At 35.5% G+C, this 22631-nt stretch carries 20 protein-coding genes; 18 read left to right on the top strand and 2 right to left on the bottom strand.

All coding sequences use genetic code 11. The features are described from left to right. Position 1: 1 nt before the first annotated feature. The gene (locus tag OU989_RS20385) at positions 2–1321 is read left to right on the top strand and encodes an ABC transporter permease (protein ID WP_274794748.1); all 1320 of its coding nucleotides are present in this window, start codon (positions 2–4) and stop codon (positions 1319–1321) included. 124 nt (positions 1322–1445) lie between these two features. On the opposite strand, the gene OU989_RS20380 is transcribed toward OU989_RS20385, so the two are convergent. Further along, complete coding sequence (locus OU989_RS20380; RefSeq protein WP_274794747.1) at positions 1446–2606, bottom strand: class I SAM-dependent methyltransferase; 1161 nt, start codon at positions 2604–2606, stop codon at positions 1446–1448. Positions 2607–2791: 185 nt separating this feature from the next. Between OU989_RS20380 and putP the strand changes: the two genes are divergently transcribed. From putP to OU989_RS20320, 12 genes are all read left to right on the top strand, one after another. Continuing rightward, positions 2792–4279, top strand: coding sequence for a sodium/proline symporter PutP (gene putP, locus OU989_RS20375; RefSeq protein WP_274794746.1), 1488 nt, complete (start codon positions 2792–2794; stop codon positions 4277–4279). Between the two features lie 131 nt (positions 4280–4410). After that, on the top strand, positions 4411–5694 hold the full coding sequence (gene hflX / locus OU989_RS20370; RefSeq protein WP_274794745.1) for a GTPase HflX: 1284 nt from the start codon (positions 4411–4413) through the stop codon (positions 5692–5694). A 397-nt stretch (positions 5695–6091) separates the two neighbouring features. Then, on the top strand, positions 6092–7579 hold the full coding sequence (locus OU989_RS20365) for a peptide MFS transporter (protein WP_274794744.1): 1488 nt from the start codon (positions 6092–6094) through the stop codon (positions 7577–7579). A gap of 203 nt (positions 7580–7782) precedes the next feature. Continuing rightward, entirely contained in the window at positions 7783–8928 is a 1146-nt protein-coding gene (locus OU989_RS20360; protein WP_274794743.1) for a M20 peptidase aminoacylase family protein, read from the top strand. Continuing rightward, positions 8928–9752 carry a GNAT family N-acetyltransferase gene (locus OU989_RS20355; protein ID WP_274794742.1) on the top strand — a complete coding sequence of 275 codons (825 nt, stop codon included), beginning with the start codon at positions 8928–8930 and terminating at the stop codon, positions 9750–9752. Before OU989_RS20360 ends, OU989_RS20355 begins: the two co-directional genes overlap by 1 nt. 21 nt (positions 9753–9773) lie before the next feature. After that, positions 9774–10880, top strand: a complete 1107-nt coding sequence (gene menC, locus OU989_RS20350) for an o-succinylbenzoate synthase (RefSeq protein ID WP_274794741.1) — start codon at positions 9774–9776, stop codon at positions 10878–10880. A 49-nt stretch (positions 10881–10929) separates the two neighbouring features. Beyond that, positions 10930–12003 carry a YkvI family membrane protein gene (locus OU989_RS20345; protein ID WP_274794740.1) on the top strand — a complete coding sequence of 358 codons (1074 nt, stop codon included), beginning with the start codon at positions 10930–10932 and terminating at the stop codon, positions 12001–12003. Between the two features lie 268 nt (positions 12004–12271). Further along, positions 12272–13222 carry an ABC transporter permease gene (locus OU989_RS20340; protein ID WP_274794739.1) on the top strand — a complete coding sequence of 317 codons (951 nt, stop codon included), beginning with the start codon at positions 12272–12274 and terminating at the stop codon, positions 13220–13222. Then, positions 13215–14168: an iron chelate uptake ABC transporter family permease subunit gene (locus OU989_RS20335; protein ID WP_274794738.1), complete on the top strand. Its 954-nt coding sequence runs from the start codon at positions 13215–13217 to the stop codon at positions 14166–14168. The genes OU989_RS20340 and OU989_RS20335 overlap by 8 nt, the downstream gene beginning before the upstream one ends. Beyond that, entirely contained in the window at positions 14165–14926 is a 762-nt protein-coding gene (locus OU989_RS20330; RefSeq protein ID WP_274794736.1) for an iron ABC transporter ATP-binding protein, read from the top strand. The genes OU989_RS20335 and OU989_RS20330 overlap by 4 nt, the downstream gene beginning before the upstream one ends. 67 nt (positions 14927–14993) lie before the next feature. Continuing rightward, complete coding sequence (locus OU989_RS20325) at positions 14994–16013, top strand: siderophore ABC transporter substrate-binding protein (RefSeq protein WP_274794735.1); 1020 nt, start codon at positions 14994–14996, stop codon at positions 16011–16013. 1 nt (position 16014) lies between these two features. Then, the gene (locus OU989_RS20320) at positions 16015–16329 is read left to right on the top strand and encodes an antibiotic biosynthesis monooxygenase family protein (protein WP_274794734.1); all 315 of its coding nucleotides are present in this window, start codon (positions 16015–16017) and stop codon (positions 16327–16329) included. Positions 16330–16422: 93 nt separating this feature from the next. On the opposite strand, the gene OU989_RS20315 is transcribed toward OU989_RS20320, so the two are convergent. After that, positions 16423–16959 (bottom strand): hypothetical protein, encoded by a 537-nt coding sequence (locus tag OU989_RS20315; protein WP_274794733.1) that lies wholly within the window; start codon positions 16957–16959, stop codon positions 16423–16425. Between the two features lie 350 nt (positions 16960–17309). Here OU989_RS20315 and OU989_RS20310 point away from each other — a divergent pair, with 350 nt between their 5' ends. The 5 genes from OU989_RS20310 (at position 17310) to OU989_RS20290 (ending at position 22592) form a co-directional block, all read left to right on the top strand. Beyond that, the gene (locus OU989_RS20310; RefSeq protein WP_274794731.1) at positions 17310–18212 is read left to right on the top strand and encodes a polyprenyl synthetase family protein; all 903 of its coding nucleotides are present in this window, start codon (positions 17310–17312) and stop codon (positions 18210–18212) included. Positions 18213–18224: 12 nt separating this feature from the next. Beyond that, complete coding sequence (comX, locus tag OU989_RS20305) at positions 18225–18383, top strand: competence pheromone ComX (protein ID WP_274794730.1); 159 nt, start codon at positions 18225–18227, stop codon at positions 18381–18383. Beyond that, complete coding sequence (locus tag OU989_RS20300; protein WP_274794729.1) at positions 18374–20677, top strand: sensor histidine kinase; 2304 nt, start codon at positions 18374–18376, stop codon at positions 20675–20677. The genes comX and OU989_RS20300 overlap by 10 nt, the downstream gene beginning before the upstream one ends. After that, a complete protein-coding gene (locus OU989_RS20295) occupies positions 20652–21272 on the top strand; it encodes a response regulator transcription factor (protein WP_274794728.1) in 621 nt (206 codons plus the stop codon). Before OU989_RS20300 ends, OU989_RS20295 begins: the two co-directional genes overlap by 26 nt. Before the next feature lie 420 nt (positions 21273–21692). Next, positions 21693–22592: a hypothetical protein gene (locus OU989_RS20290; protein WP_274794727.1), complete on the top strand. Its 900-nt coding sequence runs from the start codon at positions 21693–21695 to the stop codon at positions 22590–22592. Positions 22593–22631: the final 39 nt, after the last annotated feature.

Below are 22631 nucleotides of genomic sequence, written 5' to 3'. Positions count from 1 at the left end.
AATGTTATTTAAGGACCAAATCGATTTTGTAACACAGCATATCAAGAAAAATAAATTACGTGTGTTTATGACAATTTTAGCAGCAACAATGGGCTGTGCGTTCCTTATCGTGCTAGCTTCGGTTGGCTTTGGTATACAGGAATCACTACGCAATGATATTCTTTCGAATGAAACCGTTACGAAAATTCAAATATATGGAGATAATCAATTCACCGAAGAACAGGTTCAAGAAATTAAAAAGTTGGACCATGTGGAAACAGTACTTGAAACGATTAATGTGAATGCTTCTGCACAGTCGTTTTTAGGAGATCGTGAGACAGCCTCTACTTTGACTTTATCGGATATGCAGGACTTTGAGCAGGTAAATGGTAAGCTTGCAGAAGGTCGTTATCCAACAAAACCAAATGAAATCGTTGTAGGTTATCACTTCGCTCAAACATTATTGAATGAAAAAGAACGCGATATTATCGAAGAAAAGAGTAAAAAGGCTGAGGCAGAAGGAACCTACTATGATGGCAGTGAAGAAGGCTATAAAGAGTCGTTGATTGATAAAAATATTGAGCTGTCCTTAGTGCCTCAGACTGGCACAAATGAAAACTCGCCAAAAATGAGCTATACAATTGTTGGTGTGATGGAGAAGCCTTCTTATGACTGGATGGTTGATAATTCCATTCATATGGATAAAGCTCAAAAGTCAGTATTGGTTGAAAATTTATCCACTGATAGTGCTAGTAAAGAGGATGAGTTGTTTTACTCAGAATTTAATATTTATGCTGATACTTTAGAAAATGTAAAGCCGATTTTAGAGAAATTAAAAGATAAAGGCTATAGTGTATATTCAGTAACTGAACAATTAGATCAAATGAATGTATTTTTCCTTGTCTTAAAAATTGGCTTAATCTTTGTAGGGACAATTGCTGTATTGATTGCTTCAATTGGTATTTTTAATACAATGACAATGGCTGTCACAGAGCGTACTCGAGAAATTGGTGTGTTAAAAGCTATTGGTGCAAGTCCGAAGCTTATCCAAAGACTATTTTTAATGGAAAGTACGTTTATTGGTATTTTGGGGACGCTTATTGCAGTTGCCATCTCGTATGCCATTAGCTTTGCGGCAAATGCAGCATTACCCTTGATTCTTAAAGCAGCAACAGGAGAGGATGCATTTGCCACAAATGATATTACATTTTCTCTTATTCCGTGGCAACTAGTCATTATTGCAGCTGCCATTAGTATAGGGGTAGCGATGATTTCAGGCTATCGTCCAGCACGGAAAGCTACAAAGATTGATGTTATTCAGGCTTTACGACAAGAGCTTTAATCTACGACAAATCGGCGGGGTGTACAAACACTTGAAACACCCTCAGCCACTGTGGGTTCAATGATAAACAAAGATAAAAAGGCGTCCAATATTGTTTGGGGCGCCTTTTTATTTGAGAAGATTTTCATAAGTAGTCTTTTAGCTCATTTGCTAAAAATGGTGTGGCATTTAGTAATTGTAGAAAGGCATTATAGCTAGTACGCTGCTCTTCACGAGGTTTTTTACCTGTTTTATATGCTCTAATTAAAATGTTTTTAGGTGTATTCTCCATATCAATAAATTCTAAAAGTTGAGCCTCATAGCCAACGAGGTTTAAAATTTCTGCACGAATAGCATCTGTAGCCAGTGCTGCAAAACGCTCTCGGACAAGTCCATGTTGCAACATAATATCAAGAGCTGGTGTATTTAATTGACGATTTAACTCATGCTGACAACAAGGAACGCTTAATATAACACTTGCTCCCCATTTTACAGCGCGTGCTAATGCCATATCTGTGGCAACATCGCAAGCGTGTAAGGTCACTACCATATCCACGGACGATTCTTCATTATAATCATTAATATCTCCTACCAGAAATTCAAGCTGGTCATAACCTAAATCCTGTGCGATTCTTGAACATTCTTCAATAACCTCTTTTTTCAAATCTAAACCAGTAACACGAATATCTAAGCCCTTTTCGATTTTTAAATAATGATACAAAGCAAAGGTTAAGTAAGATTTTCCTGAACCAAAATCTAAAATACGCACTTGTCGATTCTGAGGTAAATAAGATAAAGCATCATCAATAAATTCAATGAAGCGGTTAATTTGTTTAAACTTATCGTATTTTTGTTTTTTAACTTTCCCATCCTCAGTTTGAACTCCTAGTCGAATTAAAAAAGGATATGGTTGATCATCTGAAAGTAAGTAGTTTTTCTTCCGATTATGGGCTAAATTAACCTCTTTCGGTGAAGCTGATTTATCTGATTTCCAAAGTACTTTATTCTTTTTCGATAATTGGATTTGTACTTTTTCATCTAAGAAATCAATATGAGCTTGTCGATAATCTTCAAAAATGGCTTCAAGCTTAGAAGGGAAGTCAGCCAATAAAATATTCTCATGTTTTAAAATGCGTTCATATTGGTATTCAATTTGTATATGGTAGTGATTTTTTAATAGTAAAGGCTTTAATTTTATACGTTTTATTTCATTCGATTTCATACGAGGTTGACTAATAGTAGCAGTCACAAGTTGTTGCTGCAAAATTTGCTCAGTGAGCAGAGTTTTCATTTCTTCAAATGTCATACATTTTCGCCTACTTTATTGTGTAATAGATGGCACTAGTTTATCACACTTTATAATGTACAATGACTACTTTGGCATTCAGAAAAAATTTCACGAAAATTTAGAGTAATCATATGTAGTGTTGTATAATCGTGGTATCTTTAATATAGATAGTGAAATTAAAGATTGAACAAAGGAGGAAAAATATGACGGATAACATGTATCAATTATTGGCGATTATTATTTATATGATAGCCATGCTAGCAATTGGTTGGTATGCATTTGCTAAAACGTCGAATTTAACAGACTATATGCTAGGAGGTCGTTCCTTAGGTCCAGCAGTAACTGCGCTAAGTGCAGGCGCCGCAGATATGTCAGGATGGCTTCTAATGGGTTTACCAGGTGCAATATTTGTATCAGGACTTGTAGAGGCTTGGATTGCAATAGGACTGACAATAGGGGCTTATTTAAACTGGTTACTTGTTGCTCCACGGTTACGTGTTTACACACAGGTTACGAATGATTCCATTACGATTCCAAGTTATTTGGATAACCGCCTACGTGACAATACGAAGCTAATAAGAATTGCGTCAGGTATTATTATCTTAATATTCTTTACATTTTATGTATCATCAGGAATGGTAGCAGGTGGTAAATTCTTCGATAGTTCATTTGGTTACGAATATCACACAGGATTACTAATTGTTTCGGCAGTAGTAGTTGCCTATACACTATTTGGAGGATTTTTAGCGGTTAGTTATACAGATTTTTTACAAGGACTTATTATGTTTTTAGCACTTATTACTGTACCGCTATTTGGTTTATTTGTAACGGGTGGATTAGGGGATACAATTTCTTCAATTAAAGCCGTTAGTCCAGATCTTTTAAATTTATTACCAGCCACTGCAACAGCAGCAGGGATTATTTCTTCTCTTGCTTGGGGATTAGGCTATTTTGGACAGCCACATATTATTGTACGCTTTATGGCTATTAGTTCAGTAAAGGAAACAAAGCAGGCTCGACGTATTGGTATTGGTTGGATGATGTTAAGCTTATTCGGGGCCATTGGGACAGCTTTAGTAGGTGTTGCCTATTATGAGCAAAACGCTGGTGAGTTAAAGGATGCCGAAACTGTTTTCATTGTACTTGGGCAAATTTTATTCCATCCATTTATTGCGGGTATTATGTTAGCGGCTATTTTGGCAGCTGTTATGAGTACTATTTCATCACAACTAATCGTCACTTCTTCAGCACTTGTTGAGGATATATATAAAGCGTTGTTCAACAAAACAGCCGATGATAAACATTATGTTTTTGTTGGACGAATGGCGGTATTAGTAGTAGCGATTATTGCCGGTATCCTAGCGTGGAATCCAGATAGCTCTATCTTAAGCCTAGTTGGTTTTGCTTGGGCAGGGTTTGGTGCAGCATTTGGACCTGTTATATTGCTTTCTTTATATTGGAGAAAATTAACCAATTATGGAGCGCTAAGCGGAATGATAACAGGTGCCGCAACTGCGTTTATTTGGGGTAAAGTGGATGCTTTATCAAGTGCTTTATATGAAATTGTTCCTGGTTTCTTTGTTTGTTTAATCGTTGCGGTTGTTGTTAGTATGCTGACATATAAGCCGAATAAAGAAATTGAAGAAGAATTTACTCGCTCAGAAGTATTACTAAAAGAAGAAAGAAAGTAATGAAAATGCGCCTTTTAGAGAGGCGCATTTTTTAAAAAATACGGATGGTCCACAAATACGAAAAAGAGTATTTTATGGTAAGATGAAGAAAATTTGTCGTAGGGACACCAGGCTTTGGTGGGAGGTTTCTAATGGATAGAATTAAGGAAGTTGATGTATTAGTTGAAAAGGCCATACTTGTTGGCGTCAATTTACGAAATGACGAGCATTTTGATTATTCAATGGAAGAGTTACAAAATTTAGCCGAGGCTTTGCATGTAGAAGTGGTAGGAATTGTTACACAAAATTTAGAGCGTGTTACACCTTCACACTATGTTGGTACAGGTAAAATAGAGGAAATCAAAAGTTTTTATGAAGAAGCACAAGCAAATCTTGTTATTTTTAATGATGAATTGTCTCCTTCACAAATCCGCAATTTAGAGCGTGATTTAGCAACGAAAGTTATTGATCGTACGATGCTTATTTTGGATATTTTCGGAAGACGAGCAAAAACAAGAGAAGCACAGATGCAGGTGGAATTAGCTCAGTTGCAATACATGCTACCTCGCTTAGTAGGCCTACATGCTTCTCTAAGTCGTCAGGGTGGTGGTACTGGAGGTGGCTTTAAAAACCGTGGAGCTGGTGAAACGAAGCTTGAACTGGATAGAAGGAAAATTGAAGATCAAATTGCCAAAATTAAAAAGGATCTCGAACACGTGAAAGAGCAACGAGAGACACAACGTAAACAACGCCGTAAAAATGCACTTCCCGTTGTGTCAATCGTTGGATATACAAATGCTGGTAAATCAACAATCATGAATCAGTTACTTACACAAATAGGGCAGGAAGAGCATAAACAAGTATTTGAAAAAGATATGCTTTTTGCTACATTGGAAACTTCTGTTCGTCAGATAGAATTACCTGATAAAAAGACGTTTTTACTTACAGATACAGTAGGTTTCGTAAGTAAATTACCACATCATCTGGTAAAAGCATTCCGATCTACATTAGAAGAGGCGCGAGATGCTGATCTTTTATTGCATGTTGTAGATGTTTCAAATGCAGAGCACGCATTTATGATGGATGTAACAAATGAGACATTGAAGGCAGTTGGCGTTGAAGACATTCCAACTATCTATGTATACAATAAGGCGGATATTGCAAATGTTCCTTACCCTGTAGTAAGTGGTGATAATATTTGGATATCAGCGAAACAAGGGATTGGTTTAGAGGAGTTATTACAATTGATTCGTCAGCATATCTTCTCCCACTATGTAACGTGTGATATGTTAATACCGTATGATCAAGGGAATGTTGTTTCTTATTTAAATGAATATGCCTCTGTTTTTAATACTTCTTATGAAGAGGATGGTACATTATTATCCCTTGAAGTAAAAGCATCTGATTATGCAAAGTACCAGCAATATGTAAAATAAAATGAAACCAAGCATGCCAAAAGAAATTTTGGCATGCTTTTTATCATTAGGGGGAATAGTAGAATCTAGAACAAAGCTGTAATCAAAATCCTAGACGCAATAGTGTAAATTTGTAAATAAAGTTATAAATCTGAATTTTAGATATTTTAGAATAATTTAATGTTATTATGGTGTTTATCGACAATTAAAGAGTGAGAAAACTTAGATATATCAAAGGATTTAATAATTTCTTTATCAATCAGTCAGAATTTATTGAAAAATGATAAATTTTCAACATTTTTTAAAACTCTTGCTAAAGTTTAAAAAACGCTTTAGTATGATGAAACAAAGATTTTTTATCCTTAAATTAGGGTAATGATGTTTTTTAGAGAATAATTTAATCGGGAGAGGGTATTGTATGTCTAGTAAAGATGAAGTTGTAAAATCTGTCCCTCAAAATGGCTTTGTTGGACACCCTAAAGGGCTCTTTACTTTATTTTTCACAGAATTTTGGGAACGCTTCTCGTATTATGGTATGCGGGCAATTCTCATCTTCTTTATGTATTATGAATTGAATGAGGGTGGATTAGGTCTAGACCGCGGAACAGCGAACTCAATTATGGCCATCTATGGTTCACTCGTTTATATGTCTGGTATTATTGGTGGCTGGATAGCCGACCGAGTTTTAGGGACACGTAGAACCATTTTTTATGGTGGTGTCTTAATTATGATCGGTCACTTGCTACTAGCATTGCCTGGTGGTGTCAGCATGCTATTTGCCTCAATGGCATTTATCGTTATGGGGACAGGTTTATTAAAACCAAACGTTTCAAGTATTGTTGGGGACATTTATGCTGAAACAGATAGTCGTCGCGATGCAGGTTTTTCTATTTTCTATATGGGTATTAACATGGGGGCATTCATTGCACCATTTATTGTCGGAACAATTGGACAAAAGTATAGTTTCCACCTTGGCTTTGGTTTAGCAGGTCTTGGGATGTTTGTTGGTTTAATTGTCTACAAATTAACAGAGAAAAAATATTTAGGCTTAGCTGGCTTACAAGTAAATAATCCATTAAAGCCTGAAGAACGTAAAAAAGTCTTTACACAATTCGGGATTGTAGCATTACTTCTTATCATTTTAGGTGCTATTGGTATTAAAACGGGTACATTAACAATGAACGTATTTAGTTTAATTATTACAGCACTTGGTGTGATTATCCCAACGGTGTTCTTTATTTATATGTACCGCAGTAAAAAGACGTCGAAGGATGAGAAATCTCGTCTACTCGCTTACATTCCATTATTTTTATCAGCGGTAATGTTCTGGGCTATTCAAGAACAAGGAGCAACGATTTTAGCGACGTATGCAGATGAGCGTACACAGTTAAGTATTGGTGGTATTCAGCTTCAATCTTCATGGTTCCAGTCGTTGAATCCGTTATTTGTCATAACATTAGCTCCATTATTTGCTATGCTATGGCTTAAATGGGGGGACAAGCAACCGACAACACCACGCAAGTTCTCATATGCATTGTTCTTTGCGGGTCTATCATTCATTGTAATGATGATTCCAGCACACTTATCTGGTGGAGAAACGTTAGTAAGTCCTTTATGGTTAGTTCTGTCATTCTTCCTAGTAGTTGTTGGTGAACTATTATTATCACCAGTTGGTTTATCAGCTACAACGAAACTGGCACCACAAGCCTTTGCAGCACAAACAATGTCCTTATGGTTCTTAACAAGTGCAGCAGCACAAGCTATTAATGCTCAATTAGTAAGAGTTTACGAAGTTGTAAGCGAATTCACATACTTTGGTTTCTTAGGATCACTATCTATAGTGATTGGAATTATAATATTAATTCTTTCACCGGTTATTTCAAAGGCGATGAAAGGTATTAACTAAAGAAAAGATGTAAGTACAGTAGTTAGTAACTGTGCTTGCATCTTTTTTTGCTGTCTAAATAAATGTCTATCTATGAGCTTTAGAATGAAATATATTATCATAAGTAGTTATTTTGTTGAATGCGGGTATAAGTTTCTATGTAGAACATGATTATTTTCGTTATAATAATTTTAATAATAAGAAAATTTAAGGGGTTGGAAGCCATGAAAGAAGAGTTAGATTATTTGAGGCCAAGGCTAATGGAGATTTTTACATACTTACATGCTCATCCTGAAATTAGCTGGCACGAAGTAGAAACAACCAATTATATAGTGGAGCTATTAACTCAAGAAGGATTTTCACCAATACGCTTTAAGCATTCTACAGGGCTATATGTTGATGTGGGCAACGGAAATCCGAAAGTGGGGTTACGAACAGATATAGATGCACTATGGCAGGAGGTTGATGGTCATTTTCGAGCGAATCATTCCTGTGGACATGATGGACATATGACGATGGCCATTGGTACGTTATTACTTCTAAAAGAACTAAAGCAATCATTCAATGGTACAATTCGTGTTATTTTCCAACCTGCTGAAGAAAAAGGAACAGGGGCGTTATCCGTTTTAGAAGAAGGCGTTATAGATGATTTAGATTATTTATTCGGTGTTCATTTAAGGCCTGTTCATGAATTAGAGGATGGTACTTATTGTGCTGCCTTATATCACGGGGCTTCTCGCTTACTAGAAGGTGAGATTATTGGAGAGGATGCCCATGCTGCAAGGCCACATCTGGGCGTCAATGCAATTGAAGTAGGTGCAACAATCATTGAAGATTTACGAACCATCCATACAGATCCTATGGTACCTGTGTCTGTTAAAATGACCAAATTTCATGCTGGAGGAGAGTCAGGCAATATTATCCCTGGCAATGCTTCATTCACTATTGATATCCGTGCGCAACAAAACAATGTAATGGATGATTTAGCTCAAGGGGTTAAACGTGTAATTGATTCCTCTAAAATATTGCATAAGGTGCAAATTGAATTACGTACTGTTGCCAATATTGTAGCTGCTGAGGTCGATACAAGTGCTCAATATATTATGGAGCAAGCAATTATACAAGCAGCTGGTTTATCGAATTTAAGAAAGCCTGTTCATACGCCTGGTGGTGAGGATTTTCATCACTATGCTGTACAACGACCACATTTAAAAACAACGATGCTGGGCTTAGGCTGTGGGCTTACACCAGGCTTGCATCATCCTAAAATGAAATTTAAACAAGCAAGACTTGTTACAGGAGTTGAAATTCTGACGAGAGCGGTCTTGCTAGCATTGGAGTCTAGGCATATAAAGGAGGCGTCAGCATAATGTTAGAGAAAGTGCGTATTCACAAAGTAGTGACACCTATAGAAATTGCAGAAGTACAGAAATTGAATGCAGAAATTTGGGGCAGCCAAGCAATTCCCTCCCATCAATTATTAGCTGCTGTTCAAAATGGCGGATTAGTATTAGGGGCATATTTAGATGAAAAATTAATTGGTTTTAATTATTGCTTCGTTGGCTATCGAGATAGAGAAATGTATTTACATTCGCACATGATTGGTGTTGAAAAGGCATATCGTGAACAAGGTGTAGGTGAGTTATTGAAGCACGCACAACAAGAATACGCAAAAGAGAATGGATTTCAGCTTGTTCGCTGGTTAATTGAGCCGTTAGAAGCTGGCTTAGCTAATCTAGCATTTCTTAAACTGAATGCTACGAGCTTTCAATATGAAAATGATTACTATGGCCCGCTCCAAGATGATTTTAATGAAGGACTACCTTCGGATAGGTTGGTCGTTGAGTGGTGGATCGAACGTGAACAGGTGACAGATAGCCTTGATGAGTTAGAAGAAATAGCACAGGAAATCGTGCCGTGGACATTAACCGTAGATGGTTTGCCAGTACTTGATATAGAAAATGAATTTCAGATGGAACAATCTTTTTACAATGATGCCTATCTATTAGCAATCCCTCAATCTTTACAGAAGATGAAAGTCGAGAGTCCAAAACTTGCTGAGGACTGGCGTTATAAAATACGGACAATCTTAACTACATTATTTAATCAAGATTACGCCATTGTACGCGTGAAGAAGCACAAGGAATATGTTCATAGCTATCTGTTAGTCAGACGCTCCTTATTAGCCTTATAATAAGGCTGAGGAGTGAATGTTGTGAGATTAGAAAAGATTATTTTAAGGCACATTAAAATGCCAATGAAAGCTCCGTTTACAACGAGTTTTGGAACAGTGGATGAAAAAGAACTGTTATTAATAGAGGCAAAAGATGCATCAGGAATAACAGGTTGGGGAGAAACGGTAGCATTTGTAGCACCTTGGTATACAGAGGAGACTTTAAAGACGACATGGCATATGCTCAAGGATTATTTAATACCTATCTTGTTAAATAAAGAGATTGGGCATCCTGATGAGGTAACGTCGTTGTTTGCCCCTATTCGTCGTAATTGTATGGCTAAGGCTTCGATAGAAGGGGCTGTATGGGACATTTATGCCCAACAAACAAAGCAATCACTTGCACAGGCATTAGGTGGTCATAAGCAACGAATCGAGGTCGGCGTCAGTGTAGGTATCCAACCTTCTACCGCTCAATTAATAAAGTTGATAAAAGGCCATATTGAAAAAGGCTACAAAAGAGTGAAGGTGAAAATTAAGCCTGGTTATGATATCGAGGTAGTACAAGCAATCCGTGCTGAACTACCAGATTTACCTTTGATGGTAGATGCGAATTCTGCCTATACATTAGACGATATCAACATGTTGCAGCAACTAGATGATTATCAATTATTAATGATTGAACAACCACTAGCCCCTGATGATATTGTCGATCATGCAACATTACAGCGAAAAATAAAAACGCCTATTTGTCTAGATGAAAGTATTACTTCTTTTGAAGATGCAAGAAGGGCGATTACTCTTGGGAGCTGTGGTGTAATCAACATCAAAATTGGACGAGTAGGTGGTTTAACGGAAGCGAAGCGAATCCATGATTTATGTAAGGAAAACGGCATTCCTGTCTGGTGTGGTGGCATGTTGGAAGCAGGTATCGGACGAGCACACAATATTGCCTTAACATCACTAAGTCATTTTATATTACCTGGAGATACGGCGGGATCTAGTCATTATTGGTTCGAAGATATAATTGAACCTGAAGTTATAGTTAAAGATGGCTATATTGAGATACCCCAATCAGTTGGCATTGGTTATGCGCCTAATATGGCTGTCATTGATAAGTTAACAATATGTACGGAAGTCTATAAGTAAACCTTGATTGTCAATGCTCTAATAGAAGAAAAAACGAGGAGAGAACTGATTGAAAAAAAGCTTGCAAATCGGCGGTGCCTATGTAGGAATAATCGTTGGTGCAGGATTTGCGTCAGGGCAGGAAATTGTCCTCTACTTTACAAGTTATGGCTTTAAAGGAATATATGGTGCATTGTTAGCGATGATTGGCTTCTCTATAGTCGGAATGTGTGTGGCACAAGTTAGTTCAAGACTGCACACAACCTCTCATAAGGATTTGATTTATCAAATTTCAGGGAATTTTGTTGGCTTTTTATTGGATTTAATATTATCGCTCTTTTTATTTGGAGTTGCTGTCATTATGTTTGCGGGAGCGGGTGCAACCTTTCAGCAAATGTTTGGACTACCTATTTGGTTAGGTAGTATTTGCATGGTTATCCTTACAGTAGCTACCGTTATGCTGGATGTGAAAAACATCATTAATATTATTGCTCTTGCCACCCCTTACCTATTAACAATTGTGTCCATCATCGCTATTTATGCTATCGCAACTATGGATCTCACCTTTGTAGAGCAGGCAGTTATTGCTCAACAAGCTCAAATAAGCGGGAACAGGTGGTGGGTCACAGCCCTACTCTATATGTCATTTAACGTAGGGGTTAGTTTTTCATTGTTAACCGTGATGTGTGGCTCTATACGCAATGATAAGGTAGCGGGTATGGGAGGTATAATAGGTGGTATCTTGTTAGGAGCCTTAATATTACTTATTAATTTCTCTCTTCTTGCAAAAATGAATATTATTGTTGGATTAGATATTCCAATGCTTGCATTGGCTAATGAAATACATCCTATTGTGGGCTTGCTTATGACTTTCTCTCTTTTAGGCATGATCTATAATACTGCTGTGGGGATGCTATATTCTTTCATGGTAAGGTTTATCAAGCCCAATAGAGGTAGCTTTAGGGTAGCCGTTATTATTATTGGAGGCTTGGGGTTTTTAGCGAGTCTTGTGGGATTCACAACATTGGTAGCAAAACTATATGCAGTTATGGGTTATGTAGGTTTAATATTAATTATTTTCATTATTTCAGCATGGTTCAAAAGCGGAACAAAGAAAATTGTTTACTATAAAAAAGGTAATTGAGATATAAATTTGTTCTCAATTACCTTTTTTGCTTGGAGAAAAAATATGTAGAAATAGAGAAATGCTTTAGTTGAAAAGATTAGCGAAATAACTGATATTTCGTTAAATAGACACGTTTTTTAGTTAATACTCAATAAAACGAGAATAATTCTCAATTGTTGGTTGACTGATAATAAAATCATGCTTATAATGGGAATCGTGAGTAATGATAATCATTTTCATTGAATAAATGCGTTACACACAAAAATGAAATCTACCGGGGATTACTATGAAAATAAGATATCTTTTAACAGCAACTGTTGTGTTGTCTATTGTGTCGCTATTTATAGGAGTAGTTGATATAAAGCCTAGTGACCTATTAGACTTCCAATCAGAAGAAACAAGACTATTTTTAATTAGTCGAGTACCTAGACTTGTTGCAATTTTGCTAGCAGGTGCAGGTATGAGTATTGCTGGTTTAATTATGCAAAGCTTAAGTAGGAATAAGTTCGTATCACCAACTACAGCTGGTACGTTAGATGCCACTCGGTTGGGTGTCTTGATTTCCATGATGTTCTTTACGAACGTCACGTATTTTCAAAAAATTTCCTTCGCTTTCATATTTGCTTTAGCCGGCACATTACTATTTATGCAAATATTAAATCGAATAAAGTTTAAAGATGCGATTTTTATACCGCTTATTGGCTTAATGTACGGAAATATTTTGTCCTCTGTTACAACGTTCTTTGCGTACAAGGCGAATATTATCCAAAACATTTCTGCATGGTTACAAGGAGATTTCTCATTAATCATGAAAGGCCGTTATGAACTGTTATACATAAGTATACCAGTACTGATTTTAGCTTACATTTACGCAAACCGTTTTACAGTGGCTGGAATGGGAGAGGATTTTGCTAAAAATCTTGGTCTATCCTACAAATTTGTAGTGAACTTAGGCTTAGTATTGGTAGCTCTTATCTCTACAACAGTGGTGTTAACAGTCGGTGTCATTCCATTCCTAGGTTTGATCATTCCGAATATTATTTCACTGTTTAAAGGTGATAATTTGGCAAAGACATTGCCGCATACAGCATTACTTGGTATGTCATTCTTATTATTCTGCGATATTTTAGGACGCGTCTTGATTTTCCCTTATGAAATACCAATTAGTATGACTGTTGGTGTCATCGGAAGTGCAATCTTCCTATTTATGTTGTTTAGGGGGAGAGCATATGCGTAATCGTACAAGAATGTTCATTTTAATAGGTATTGCCGTCATAGCTGTTTTGCTATATTTATTTTGGGAGTTAAACGGTAATTACCATTATGCATTTCCACGTCGTGTCATAAAAGTAGTAGCGATGGCGTTAACAGGTATAGCTATTGCCTATTCAACTGTCGTTTTTCAAACAATTACACACAACCGTATTTTAACGCCAAGTGTCATGGGATTAGATGCACTATACATGCTAATTCAAACATTCATCTACTTTTTCTTTGGCTCTACGTCGATATTGGTAATTAATATTTACTACAATTTTTCACTTGCTATTGTAGCAATGATTATATTCGCTTTAATTTTTTACAGAGTATTGTTTAAAGAAGGCAAGCGACCAATTTATTTCTTACTGCTTGTGGGTATGATTGTCGGAACGTTTTTAGGTAGTATTACAACGTTCTTCCAAGTATTAATAGATCCAAATGAGTTTTTAGGCTTACAAAGTAAAATGTTTGCAAGCTTTAATAATGTCAACTCAGATTTAGTTTGGCTAGCAGGTGTCGTGATTTTACTAACGTTTATTTACGGTTGGCGCCATATGAACCAATTAGATGTCATGTCATTAGGAAGGGATACAGCCATTAACTTAGGCGTACCTTATGATAAGTTGGTTCAACGTATGTTAATCTTAGCCTCCATCCTGATTGCTGTATCAACGGCACTCGTTGGGCCGATTACATTCTTTGGTTTAATCGTAGCAAATTTATCTTATCAGTATTTCAAAACATACAAGCACTCCATCTTAATTGCTGGTTCTTGTGTGATGAGTATTATTGCTTTAGTCGGTGGACAGTGGATGGTTGAAAGACTATTTACTTTCAGTACTACACTTAGCGTCATTATTAATTTTGTGGGTGGGGTCTACTTCATCTACTTATTATTAAAAGAAAGTAGGTCAGCAGGATGATTCAAGTCAAAGAAATTACAAAGTTTTTTGGGAAAAAGCCTGTCGTTCAAGATGTAAGTGTTGATATTGTTTCAGGAAAAATCACTTCATTTATTGGACCGAATGGCGCAGGGAAGTCTACACTACTTTCAATGGTGAGCCGTTTACTAAATGCAGATACTGGTGAAGTACTACTCGATAAAGCAGATGTACGACGCTGGAAATCAGATGATTTTGCGAAGCGGGTATCGATCCTAAAGCAATCAAACTTTATGAATGTTCGTCTAACAATTCGTGAACTTGTATCGTTTGGCCGTTTTCCTTATTCGAAAGGGAACTTAAAACCAGAAGACGAGGAAAAAGTTGACGAAGCTATTCGTTATATGAATTTAGATGAGATTCAACATAATTATTTAGATGAGCTTTCGGGTGGTCAACGTCAGCGTGCTTTTATCGCAATGGTAATTGCACAGGATACAGAATATATATTACTTGACGAACCATTAAATAATTTAGATATGAAGCATTCTGTACAGATTATGAAGATTTTACGAAAGCTTGTTGATGAGTTAGGGAAAACGGTGGTTATTGTTTTACATGATATAAATTTTGCCTCTGTATACTCTGATCATATTGTTGCATTAAAAGATGGACGCGTAGTTAAAAATGGTCCTACAAACGATATTATTAACTCCCATGCTTTAAAGGAAATCTATGATATGGATATCCCTGTTCAAGAACAGAATGGCTGTCGAATTTGTGTTTATTTTAATTCGTGAAAATAGTTACAGATGGACGAACCATCAAAATACTATCAAATAAATTAATTAAAGGAGAAATATCATAATGAAAAAATGGAAATTACTTACGGTATTAATGGCAATGATGTTATTAGTATTAGCTGCTTGCGGTTCAAAAGACGAAGCAAAAGAAGAAGATAAAGGTACTTCAACTGATAAACCAGCAGAGGAGCAAAATAGTGATTCTTCTGCATATCCAATAACAATTCCAGGTAGCACAATTGAAGGAAAAGATGGTAAGACTACATTTGAAGATGTAACACTTGATAAGATGCCGGAAAAAGTAGTTGTTTTTGATAATGGTTTCCTAGATACATTAGATGCTTTAGGTGTTAAGCCTACTGCGGTGGTACAAGATTCATTACCATCATATTTAAGCAAATTTAAAGATAGCACTTATGTAAATGCTGGTACTTTATTTGAGCCTGACTATGAAAAACTATCTGAAATTAACCCAGATATTATTTTCATCTCTGGTCGTGCATCAGCTGCTTACGCTGAATTATCTAAAATTGCGCCTACAGTCTATATTGGTGTAGATAACAAAAAATTCTTAGAATCATTTGAAGCTAATACAGAATTAGCTGGTAAAATCTTTGGTAAAGAAAAAGAAGCAGCAGATGCGATTGCTGCATATGAAGCAAAAGTAGAAGAAGTAAAAGCTAAAGCAACTGCCTCAGAAGAGAAAGCATTAATTGTTTTAGGTAGTGAAGGTGCTTTATCAGCCTATGGCTCTGGTTCACGTTTCGGTGTGATTCATGATGTATTTGGTGTGAAAGCTGCTGATGAAAAAATTGAAGCTTCTACACATGGTGCAAACGCATCATTTGAATATGTGCGTGATACAAATCCTGATATTTTATTTGTAGTTGACCGTGACGCTGTTGTAAATGAAAATGGTGAATCAGGTACAAAAGCTGCGATTGAAAACGAAATCGTTAGTGCAACAAACGCTGTGAAAAACGGCAAAGTATTCTACCTAGACCCAGAAATTTGGTATCTATCAGGTGGCGGCTTACAATCTGAAACACAAAAAATTGATGATGTATTAAAGGCGTTTAACTAATATGTTTGTACAAATTAAACGTATCGTTGTAACGGAAGGGAATTCGGATAAGGTTGTGGAACGTTTTGGCGCTAAACCTGATGGTCCGTCATTACTTGAACAACAACCTGGTTATATTGATAAGCAGGTGCTTGTAAAAAAAGTTCGCCGTGGTGATGAAGAAGTGCTAATTATGGTTCGCTGGGAATCAGAAGAAGCATGGAAAAACTGGGAAAAGAGTCCCGAGCACATTGCGGGTCATAAGGCAAACGCAGGTAAACCGAAACCTGAATACGTCATTGAAAGCGGACAAGAAGTTTATTACGTAAAAGGTTAATACGTTAAAGGTGTCTCAAGTAAATTGAGACACCTTTTTTGTTATATATAAAGCAGTCAGCACAATTATTATGACTGCTTAGTTAATTGTACTTTAATGTTTGATCGATGTTTTTCTCCATCCGCTAAATGTTGAATCCAAATTAAAGGAAATAGAGCTTTCGTTAATGGATAATCCTGAGATGTTGGCATTATTGAGCCCATCCAACTCTTGAATAGTCTTCTTCGTTTCTAGTCCTCTAGCATTAATGATGGTGTATTGTGGCGTTACATAAATAGAAGGAGATTCAATATTTAATCCAAAAGGAAATGGATGAATGGATGGCATACTAGATAAGCTCTCATCCGATATTCTTATAATGCCGTACTGCTCCATATACTGATCTCTTTTTTGTTGGAAACAATCCTCAAATCCAGGGGTGTCACTAATAAGGCATGAAAAGGTTGAAATGTTTTTATAGGTTGCTAACGTTTCTTGATAAGCTTTTAACTCAGATTGAATAATTATTTGCTCAATCTGTAGTTGATCAGTTGTAGGCTGTTTAATTGTAATTTCTTCAGCTGAGACAGAGATATTACATGAAAAAGTAGCCGTAAGTATTAAAAGCGATTCGTTTAATCCATTTTTCATTTTTAAATCACTCCCAGTGCAAAAGAATTTATATGTATCAATTTATTCACATCGATTCTGACTTTATATCTATCAAAATCTTATTAATATAAGCGTAACATCTATCAGAACGCCATTTCAATGGTGAGTTTACGCCACTTTAATGGCGGGATATGGTTCTCCACCGCCATTTTTTTAGCATTAATTAACAAAAAAATGGCGTGCTTTATGTAAATAACGCCACTTTTTGGCGGACATAACCTTTTTGTGGGATTTGATGGTATTAAATGTATTTAAAATTGTTTAGTCTAGTATTATTTGCCACTAATATATATAATATCTAGTAATAAACGGGAGGGGAGAGAGGACTATTGAACGGTTTTGATGAACGTATTCATGAATCATTGGACATTCTTATAGAAAACGAAACATTACTTGGTGATGAGCTTAAATTGCTGTTAAAAAGTTTTCTTGAAGAGAAAACTGCCGTAGGTTTTTCTTTTGGTAAGTTATGTTTTTTGCATTATGAAGCATTTTCGGATGGCATAAATGAAGATATCTATAAAGTAGCTGCAGCAATTGAACTTTTAATATTGTCTTTTGATATTATCGATGATCTGCAAGATAAGGATTCAGACTATATTTGGAACAATACACCTGAGCTATCATTAAATGTTGCCCTAGCAATGCTGATCATGGCCTCTAAAGCAATAAATGAAACGTCATTTGAGCATAAAAGCGCTGCTATAAGACTACTTGAGAAATACGCCTTAATGAGCATTAGTGGTCAACAATTAGACTTACTTAATATTTGTCGTGATGAGGAATCTTATGTCCAAATGATTACTCAGAAATCGGGCTCTTTAACAGCGATGGGTTGTTTAATAGGCGAGGTGCTTGCAAAGGGGGAAGTTACGAAAGAAGTAGAGGAATACGGGAAATACATAGGTATTATCCAACAAATTAAAAATGACATTCAAAGTTTGAAAGTATGGGGCCCTAAAAATGACCTGCTAAATAAAAGATACTCCTTGCCTATTATTTATCTCTTATCAAAGAAAAATGATGTTTCAAATTCTGTTGCCAGCTATTATAATGATGATATAGTTACAGTTTTGGATAATAAGGCAACAGAAAACGAGTTGACAAATGGTGGGGCAATACGTTATGCCATTACGATAAAGAATGTCTACAAGTTTAAAGCGCTGAATTATCTAGAAAATGTAGCTATAAATAAGCTAGGTAGAGAATATCTAGAAAAACTATTGAGATGAGGAGAGATTAAAATGATTAATGTAATCCAGTATTTAGAGCAAAATCCTAGCCTAGTTGCACTATTAAAGGAACAAAAAGCCGCATTAATTGGTGTCTCATCTACAGAACAAAAAGCAATTTTAGAATCGTTTAACGGTGATATGAATGCAGAAAGTGAAATTTGGAACTAAAAACATTGCGTAATAAATTGTTTTGGCCTGCTATAATTCTCTATTTAATTATAGGTCTGTATTTAAATTATGTGAATTATAGCGCGCCGTATATTGAAATAGAGGTAGAAAAAGAAGATGGAAAGTGGCTAGTAACAAGACTGTATTATAAAGACTGGGCTAATAGGCAAAATTTATCCATTGGCGATGCCATTTTAACTGTAGATAAGCGTCCAATTGACTCTTTTGATCAGCTAAGGTATAAATCTAGAATACTATCTGCCAATGATTTAACCATAATGAAGCCCAATGGAGATTTAATTAATATACATATTAAGCATTTGGACATCCCTCAGCAGTTTATCTATGTATTAATCATACCAGCTTGTTATTATTTACTAACGTTATTTGTTGCGTTCTACTTACATTTTAAACAAAGGAATTCAAAGTTAGTAGACTTACTTATTCTTTTTGTATTATCTGTTTCATTAGCATATGTAAGTAGCGGTGTCTCTGGCAGGTTAGATGCTATTGGAATTATTGTAAATCGTAGTAGTATGCTGTTATGTTTAGTCGTCTTATTACATTTTTTAAGAAATTATTATTCATTTGTGAAAACAAATTGGATGTTTACCAATAATATCAGGCTCTTTTATATACTTCCTATATTCGCTTTTATACTAGGGTTAATGGGCACTATTTACCCTACTGCTAACGATATTCTTTCAAATATTGTATTAGCTATGTTTCTAATTCTCCTTGTGATTATCCTTAGTATTTTATTAATAAGCTATTTCAAATATAGCTCACCTCAGTTGAAAATTTTCTTAAATAGTATTTTAATACCGTTTCTACCGTTCCTATTTTTATATGCACTCCCAAAAGTACTTTTTCATACGTACATTCTTTCATCTGAGATTAGCTCATTATTTCTATTGCTTATCCCTTTTAGCTTTATCTTTACACAATTAGCAGAAAGGTTATTTGATATTGAGTACCATATTACAAGATTACGTTATTACGTTATTTTTTCTTTAATCTTTACAGTATGGTTTACTGTGGGACTTTATTTTATTGCTGGTCAGTATTTAACAATGACTGCTGTATCAGGGGTTGCTTTCTTTACATTTTCCTCATTAGTTATCCTTTTTTATATAAAAGAAAAGGTCGATTATCGAAAACGGAAGATACTATTTTCGACGAAGGGCGATTATATTCATCAACTATATACTGCTGTGGATAAAATCGGTAAGACCATTAAAATTGACGAGCTCTTAGAAAAATTTGCTTATGAGGTTTCTATGCACCTTGAGCTGGAAGATGTTTTTGTCCTAACATATAACTATGAAACAAATGAATTCATGACAGTCGCTGAGGAAAATTTCACGATCCATCCTGATACAATGGAAGAAATAAGGTTAGGAGAAATAAGAAAGGTTGACAAGGTTTATGTAGCCTTTCTTCATCAGGATGCACGATATAAGAGAGCTTTAGTGCTAGGGCATAATAATACGATTCATTTAAAAGATGAAGAGCTTTTATGGCTTGAGTTACTCCTATTGTATGTAAATAATTTTATTGAAAATACAAAGATGGTAGAAGAACTATTAGAGGAACTAAAGCATATGAAGCAAGCTGACGATGGTCAATTACCATGGCTGAATAAGCTATTATGGATGAGATTCGAAGAAGAAAAGTATTTGCTAGCCCAAGAGTTGCATGACACCAATTTACAGGAACAACTCCATATAGCCCGAGAGGTGGATGTCCTAGTTAATGCAAAAGATACAACGAATATGCAAGAAAAGCTGGCAGAGATTCATAAACAAATGATTACCTCTCTACATGAATTACGTACCTATTGTGAAAATCTAAAGCCGCCGTTACTAGACACACTAGGTTTAAACGCAGCATTAGAAAAATTAATAAGAAAAGTTCAGGAGAGGGCTAACTTTTTGTTAATTTATACGATTGATCGTCTCTATTTAGAGGATGAGCGTATGAATTTAATGATCTATCGATTGTTTCAAGAGCTACTGAATAATGCTTTAAAACACTCTTATGCAACTTCAGTTGAGATTCATTTAAAAGAAAAGAATGATGGCTTTGAAATTGTATATATAGATGATGGTGTAGGATGTAACGTGGAGGATATAATTGTAGCAGAGTCGATGGGTATTCGAGGTATGCAGGAGCGTGTGAAAGCATTTAATGGACAATTTTATATTGACTCAAACGTCAACAGAGGAATGGCTATTAGAATAATTGTGATAGAAGGGAGTGAAACACATGATTACGATGCTCATAGTGGATGATCACCCTATAGTGTTAGAAGGAACTAAAAATTTATTTCAAGACAATGAAGATATTATTATTGATACTGAAAGTGATGCTACCTGTGTCATTCAAAGAATAAATAATAAGCCATATGATATCTATTTAATCGATATCAATATGCCTTTAGAAAATGGAATTAACTTAGCTCGTAATATTAAAGCCATTCAGTCAAATGCTTCCGTTATTCTCTATACAGGAGATGATATCACGGATTATTATCCACTCATTTTAGAAAGAAAAATAGAAGGAATTTTAGCTAAAACTGCCTCTAAGGAGCAAATTTTAAGAACAGTAAGAGCGATTGCAAATGGTGAAATTGTTTTACCTAAAAACTTCTTAGATTTTCTGGATGATAAATTTAAACTGCAGGATGCTAAAGATATTCATTTAAATGAAAAAGAAAAGAAAATATTAAGACTAATAGCGGAGGGGCATACGAATAAAGCCATTGCTATTGAACTCAATATTCCACAGCGCACAACAGAGAGATATTTAACTCAACTTTTTTCTTTGTTAAATGTAGATTCACGAACAGAAGCTGTGAATCTTGCTGAAAGAATGAATTTACTCTAATTTCGTACTATGCTATACTGTTGGTATATTTTTCAATTAAGAGGGTACTTATTGAAAATAAATAACCAACTCTTAACTTAGTAAAATAAATCCAAAATTTTATGTAAAATAGCCTATAGTATAAGGAAAACACCGCCAAAAAAGTGGCGGTGTTTTTCTATGTCCGCCAAATCACGCCAAAAATTGACCTGAATCACGCCAAAAAATTGGCGTAAACCCGAAGTTGAAAATACGGTATAACAACTGGTACGCTTAATTTAACCGTGGTTAAGTAGATTTGCTATAGTAAGTAATATACAAATGATTTTATTAATAAAGCAGCCTGACTATCTATGAATAAAGTAACGTTAGTAGATTGTAGAATGTTACTAGCTAGTCAATATACTTCACCATAAAACTTTATAAAGGTAGGCGTGTATTGTGAAAGTAGAACTTGAAAATTTGTTTTCCATAGATGAAACTAGTGAAGATCAAGTTATTAACGTTTATAATCGTCATGGTATTGCTATTGGTGCGCCTGAAATTAGAAAAAGAAATTTAAAAACAAAATTTAATCCCATTTTTACACTCAACGAAGATGTAACATACGAGAAGGTTACAGCGTTGTACGAATCCTTAGAACGTGAATTTGGTATTGTGTCAATAGGAGAACGTTTTTATTTTGAATTTTCAGATATTGAATATGAAAGGGCACCTTTATTTACTTTAAATTCAACAGGGAATTCTCCAGAAATGTTCTTAGAAGACAAAGGGACACTCTTCTCTTTAAGTACCCATTGTAAATGTTGCGGTCTTATGGATAAAGAGCAGTTATCACCAATAGTAATTGATACAACGCAGATGAAGGATAGACATTTGGTCCATGTAAATGGTTATTGGGTAGCCTCTGAGGAACTGGTGTCATTAATGAAAAAGGAAAATCTAGAAGGCTACGAGCTGTTGGAAGTTATCCATCAAGGACCTGAAGAAGGAAAACAACCAGCTTATCAAATCATTCCTAGACAAATGCTACCTGAAAGTAGCAAGGACAGAGTGAAATTATACTTTGCCACTGAACAGCCTCCATGTAGCTGTGGTTTAAATGGAGTAATCACTGGCCCTGATACTTATCATCATGAGGATTTAAAGGATTTAAAAGGTGATGTGTTCTACTCAGCTGAGTTTAGTCATGATGGATTATATCTTTATAGAAAGACATTGTTTAGTAGAAGATTTAGAGAAGCTATTATAAAAAATGGTATTTCTCGAGAAGTAAGAGGAGAGAAAGATCCAAACTTTGGTCCTACAGATTGGCTATTTGATCCGGTATTAATCAAGTAACCAAAGTTGGAACAATAAAAGGATAAGGGAGTGTTTAGG

The organism is Lysinibacillus irui (assembly GCF_028877475.1).
GTDB classification, from domain to species: domain Bacteria; phylum Bacillota; class Bacilli; order Bacillales_A; family Planococcaceae; genus Lysinibacillus; species Lysinibacillus irui.
The sequence above is the reverse complement of the archived record's forward strand: the minus strand, read 5'-3'. Positions and strand labels throughout refer to the sequence as shown.

What these genes read in the sequence shown, in the direction of transcription:
- OU989_RS20335 (WP_274794738.1), top strand. Translation starts at nt 13,215, where the DNA reads ATGCGTAATCGTACAAGAATGTTCATTTTAATAGGTATTGCCGTCATA.
- OU989_RS20360 (WP_274794743.1), top strand. Translation starts at nt 7,783, where the DNA reads ATGAAAGAAGAGTTAGATTATTTGAGGCCAAGGCTAATGGAGATTTTT.
- OU989_RS20355 (WP_274794742.1), top strand. Translation starts at nt 8,928, where the DNA reads ATGTTAGAGAAAGTGCGTATTCACAAAGTAGTGACACCTATAGAAATT.
- OU989_RS20315 (WP_274794733.1), bottom strand. Translation starts at nt 16,959, where the DNA reads ATGAAAAATGGATTAAACGAATCGCTTTTAATACTTACGGCTACTTTT.
- hflX (WP_274794745.1), top strand. Translation starts at nt 4,411, where the DNA reads ATGGATAGAATTAAGGAAGTTGATGTATTAGTTGAAAAGGCCATACTT.
- OU989_RS20320 (WP_274794734.1), top strand. Translation starts at nt 16,015, where the DNA reads ATGTTTGTACAAATTAAACGTATCGTTGTAACGGAAGGGAATTCGGAT.
- OU989_RS20325 (WP_274794735.1), top strand. Translation starts at nt 14,994, where the DNA reads ATGAAAAAATGGAAATTACTTACGGTATTAATGGCAATGATGTTATTA.
- OU989_RS20295 (WP_274794728.1), top strand. Translation starts at nt 20,652, where the DNA reads ATGATTACGATGCTCATAGTGGATGATCACCCTATAGTGTTAGAAGGA.
- putP (WP_274794746.1), top strand. Translation starts at nt 2,792, where the DNA reads ATGACGGATAACATGTATCAATTATTGGCGATTATTATTTATATGATA.
- OU989_RS20380 (WP_274794747.1), bottom strand. Translation starts at nt 2,606, where the DNA reads ATGACATTTGAAGAAATGAAAACTCTGCTCACTGAGCAAATTTTGCAG.
- OU989_RS20365 (WP_274794744.1), top strand. Translation starts at nt 6,092, where the DNA reads ATGTCTAGTAAAGATGAAGTTGTAAAATCTGTCCCTCAAAATGGCTTT.
- OU989_RS20330 (WP_274794736.1), top strand. Translation starts at nt 14,165, where the DNA reads ATGATTCAAGTCAAAGAAATTACAAAGTTTTTTGGGAAAAAGCCTGTC.
- comX (WP_274794730.1), top strand. Translation starts at nt 18,225, where the DNA reads ATGATTAATGTAATCCAGTATTTAGAGCAAAATCCTAGCCTAGTTGCA.
- OU989_RS20385 (WP_274794748.1), top strand. Translation starts at nt 2, where the DNA reads ATGTTATTTAAGGACCAAATCGATTTTGTAACACAGCATATCAAGAAA.
- OU989_RS20340 (WP_274794739.1), top strand. Translation starts at nt 12,272, where the DNA reads ATGAAAATAAGATATCTTTTAACAGCAACTGTTGTGTTGTCTATTGTG.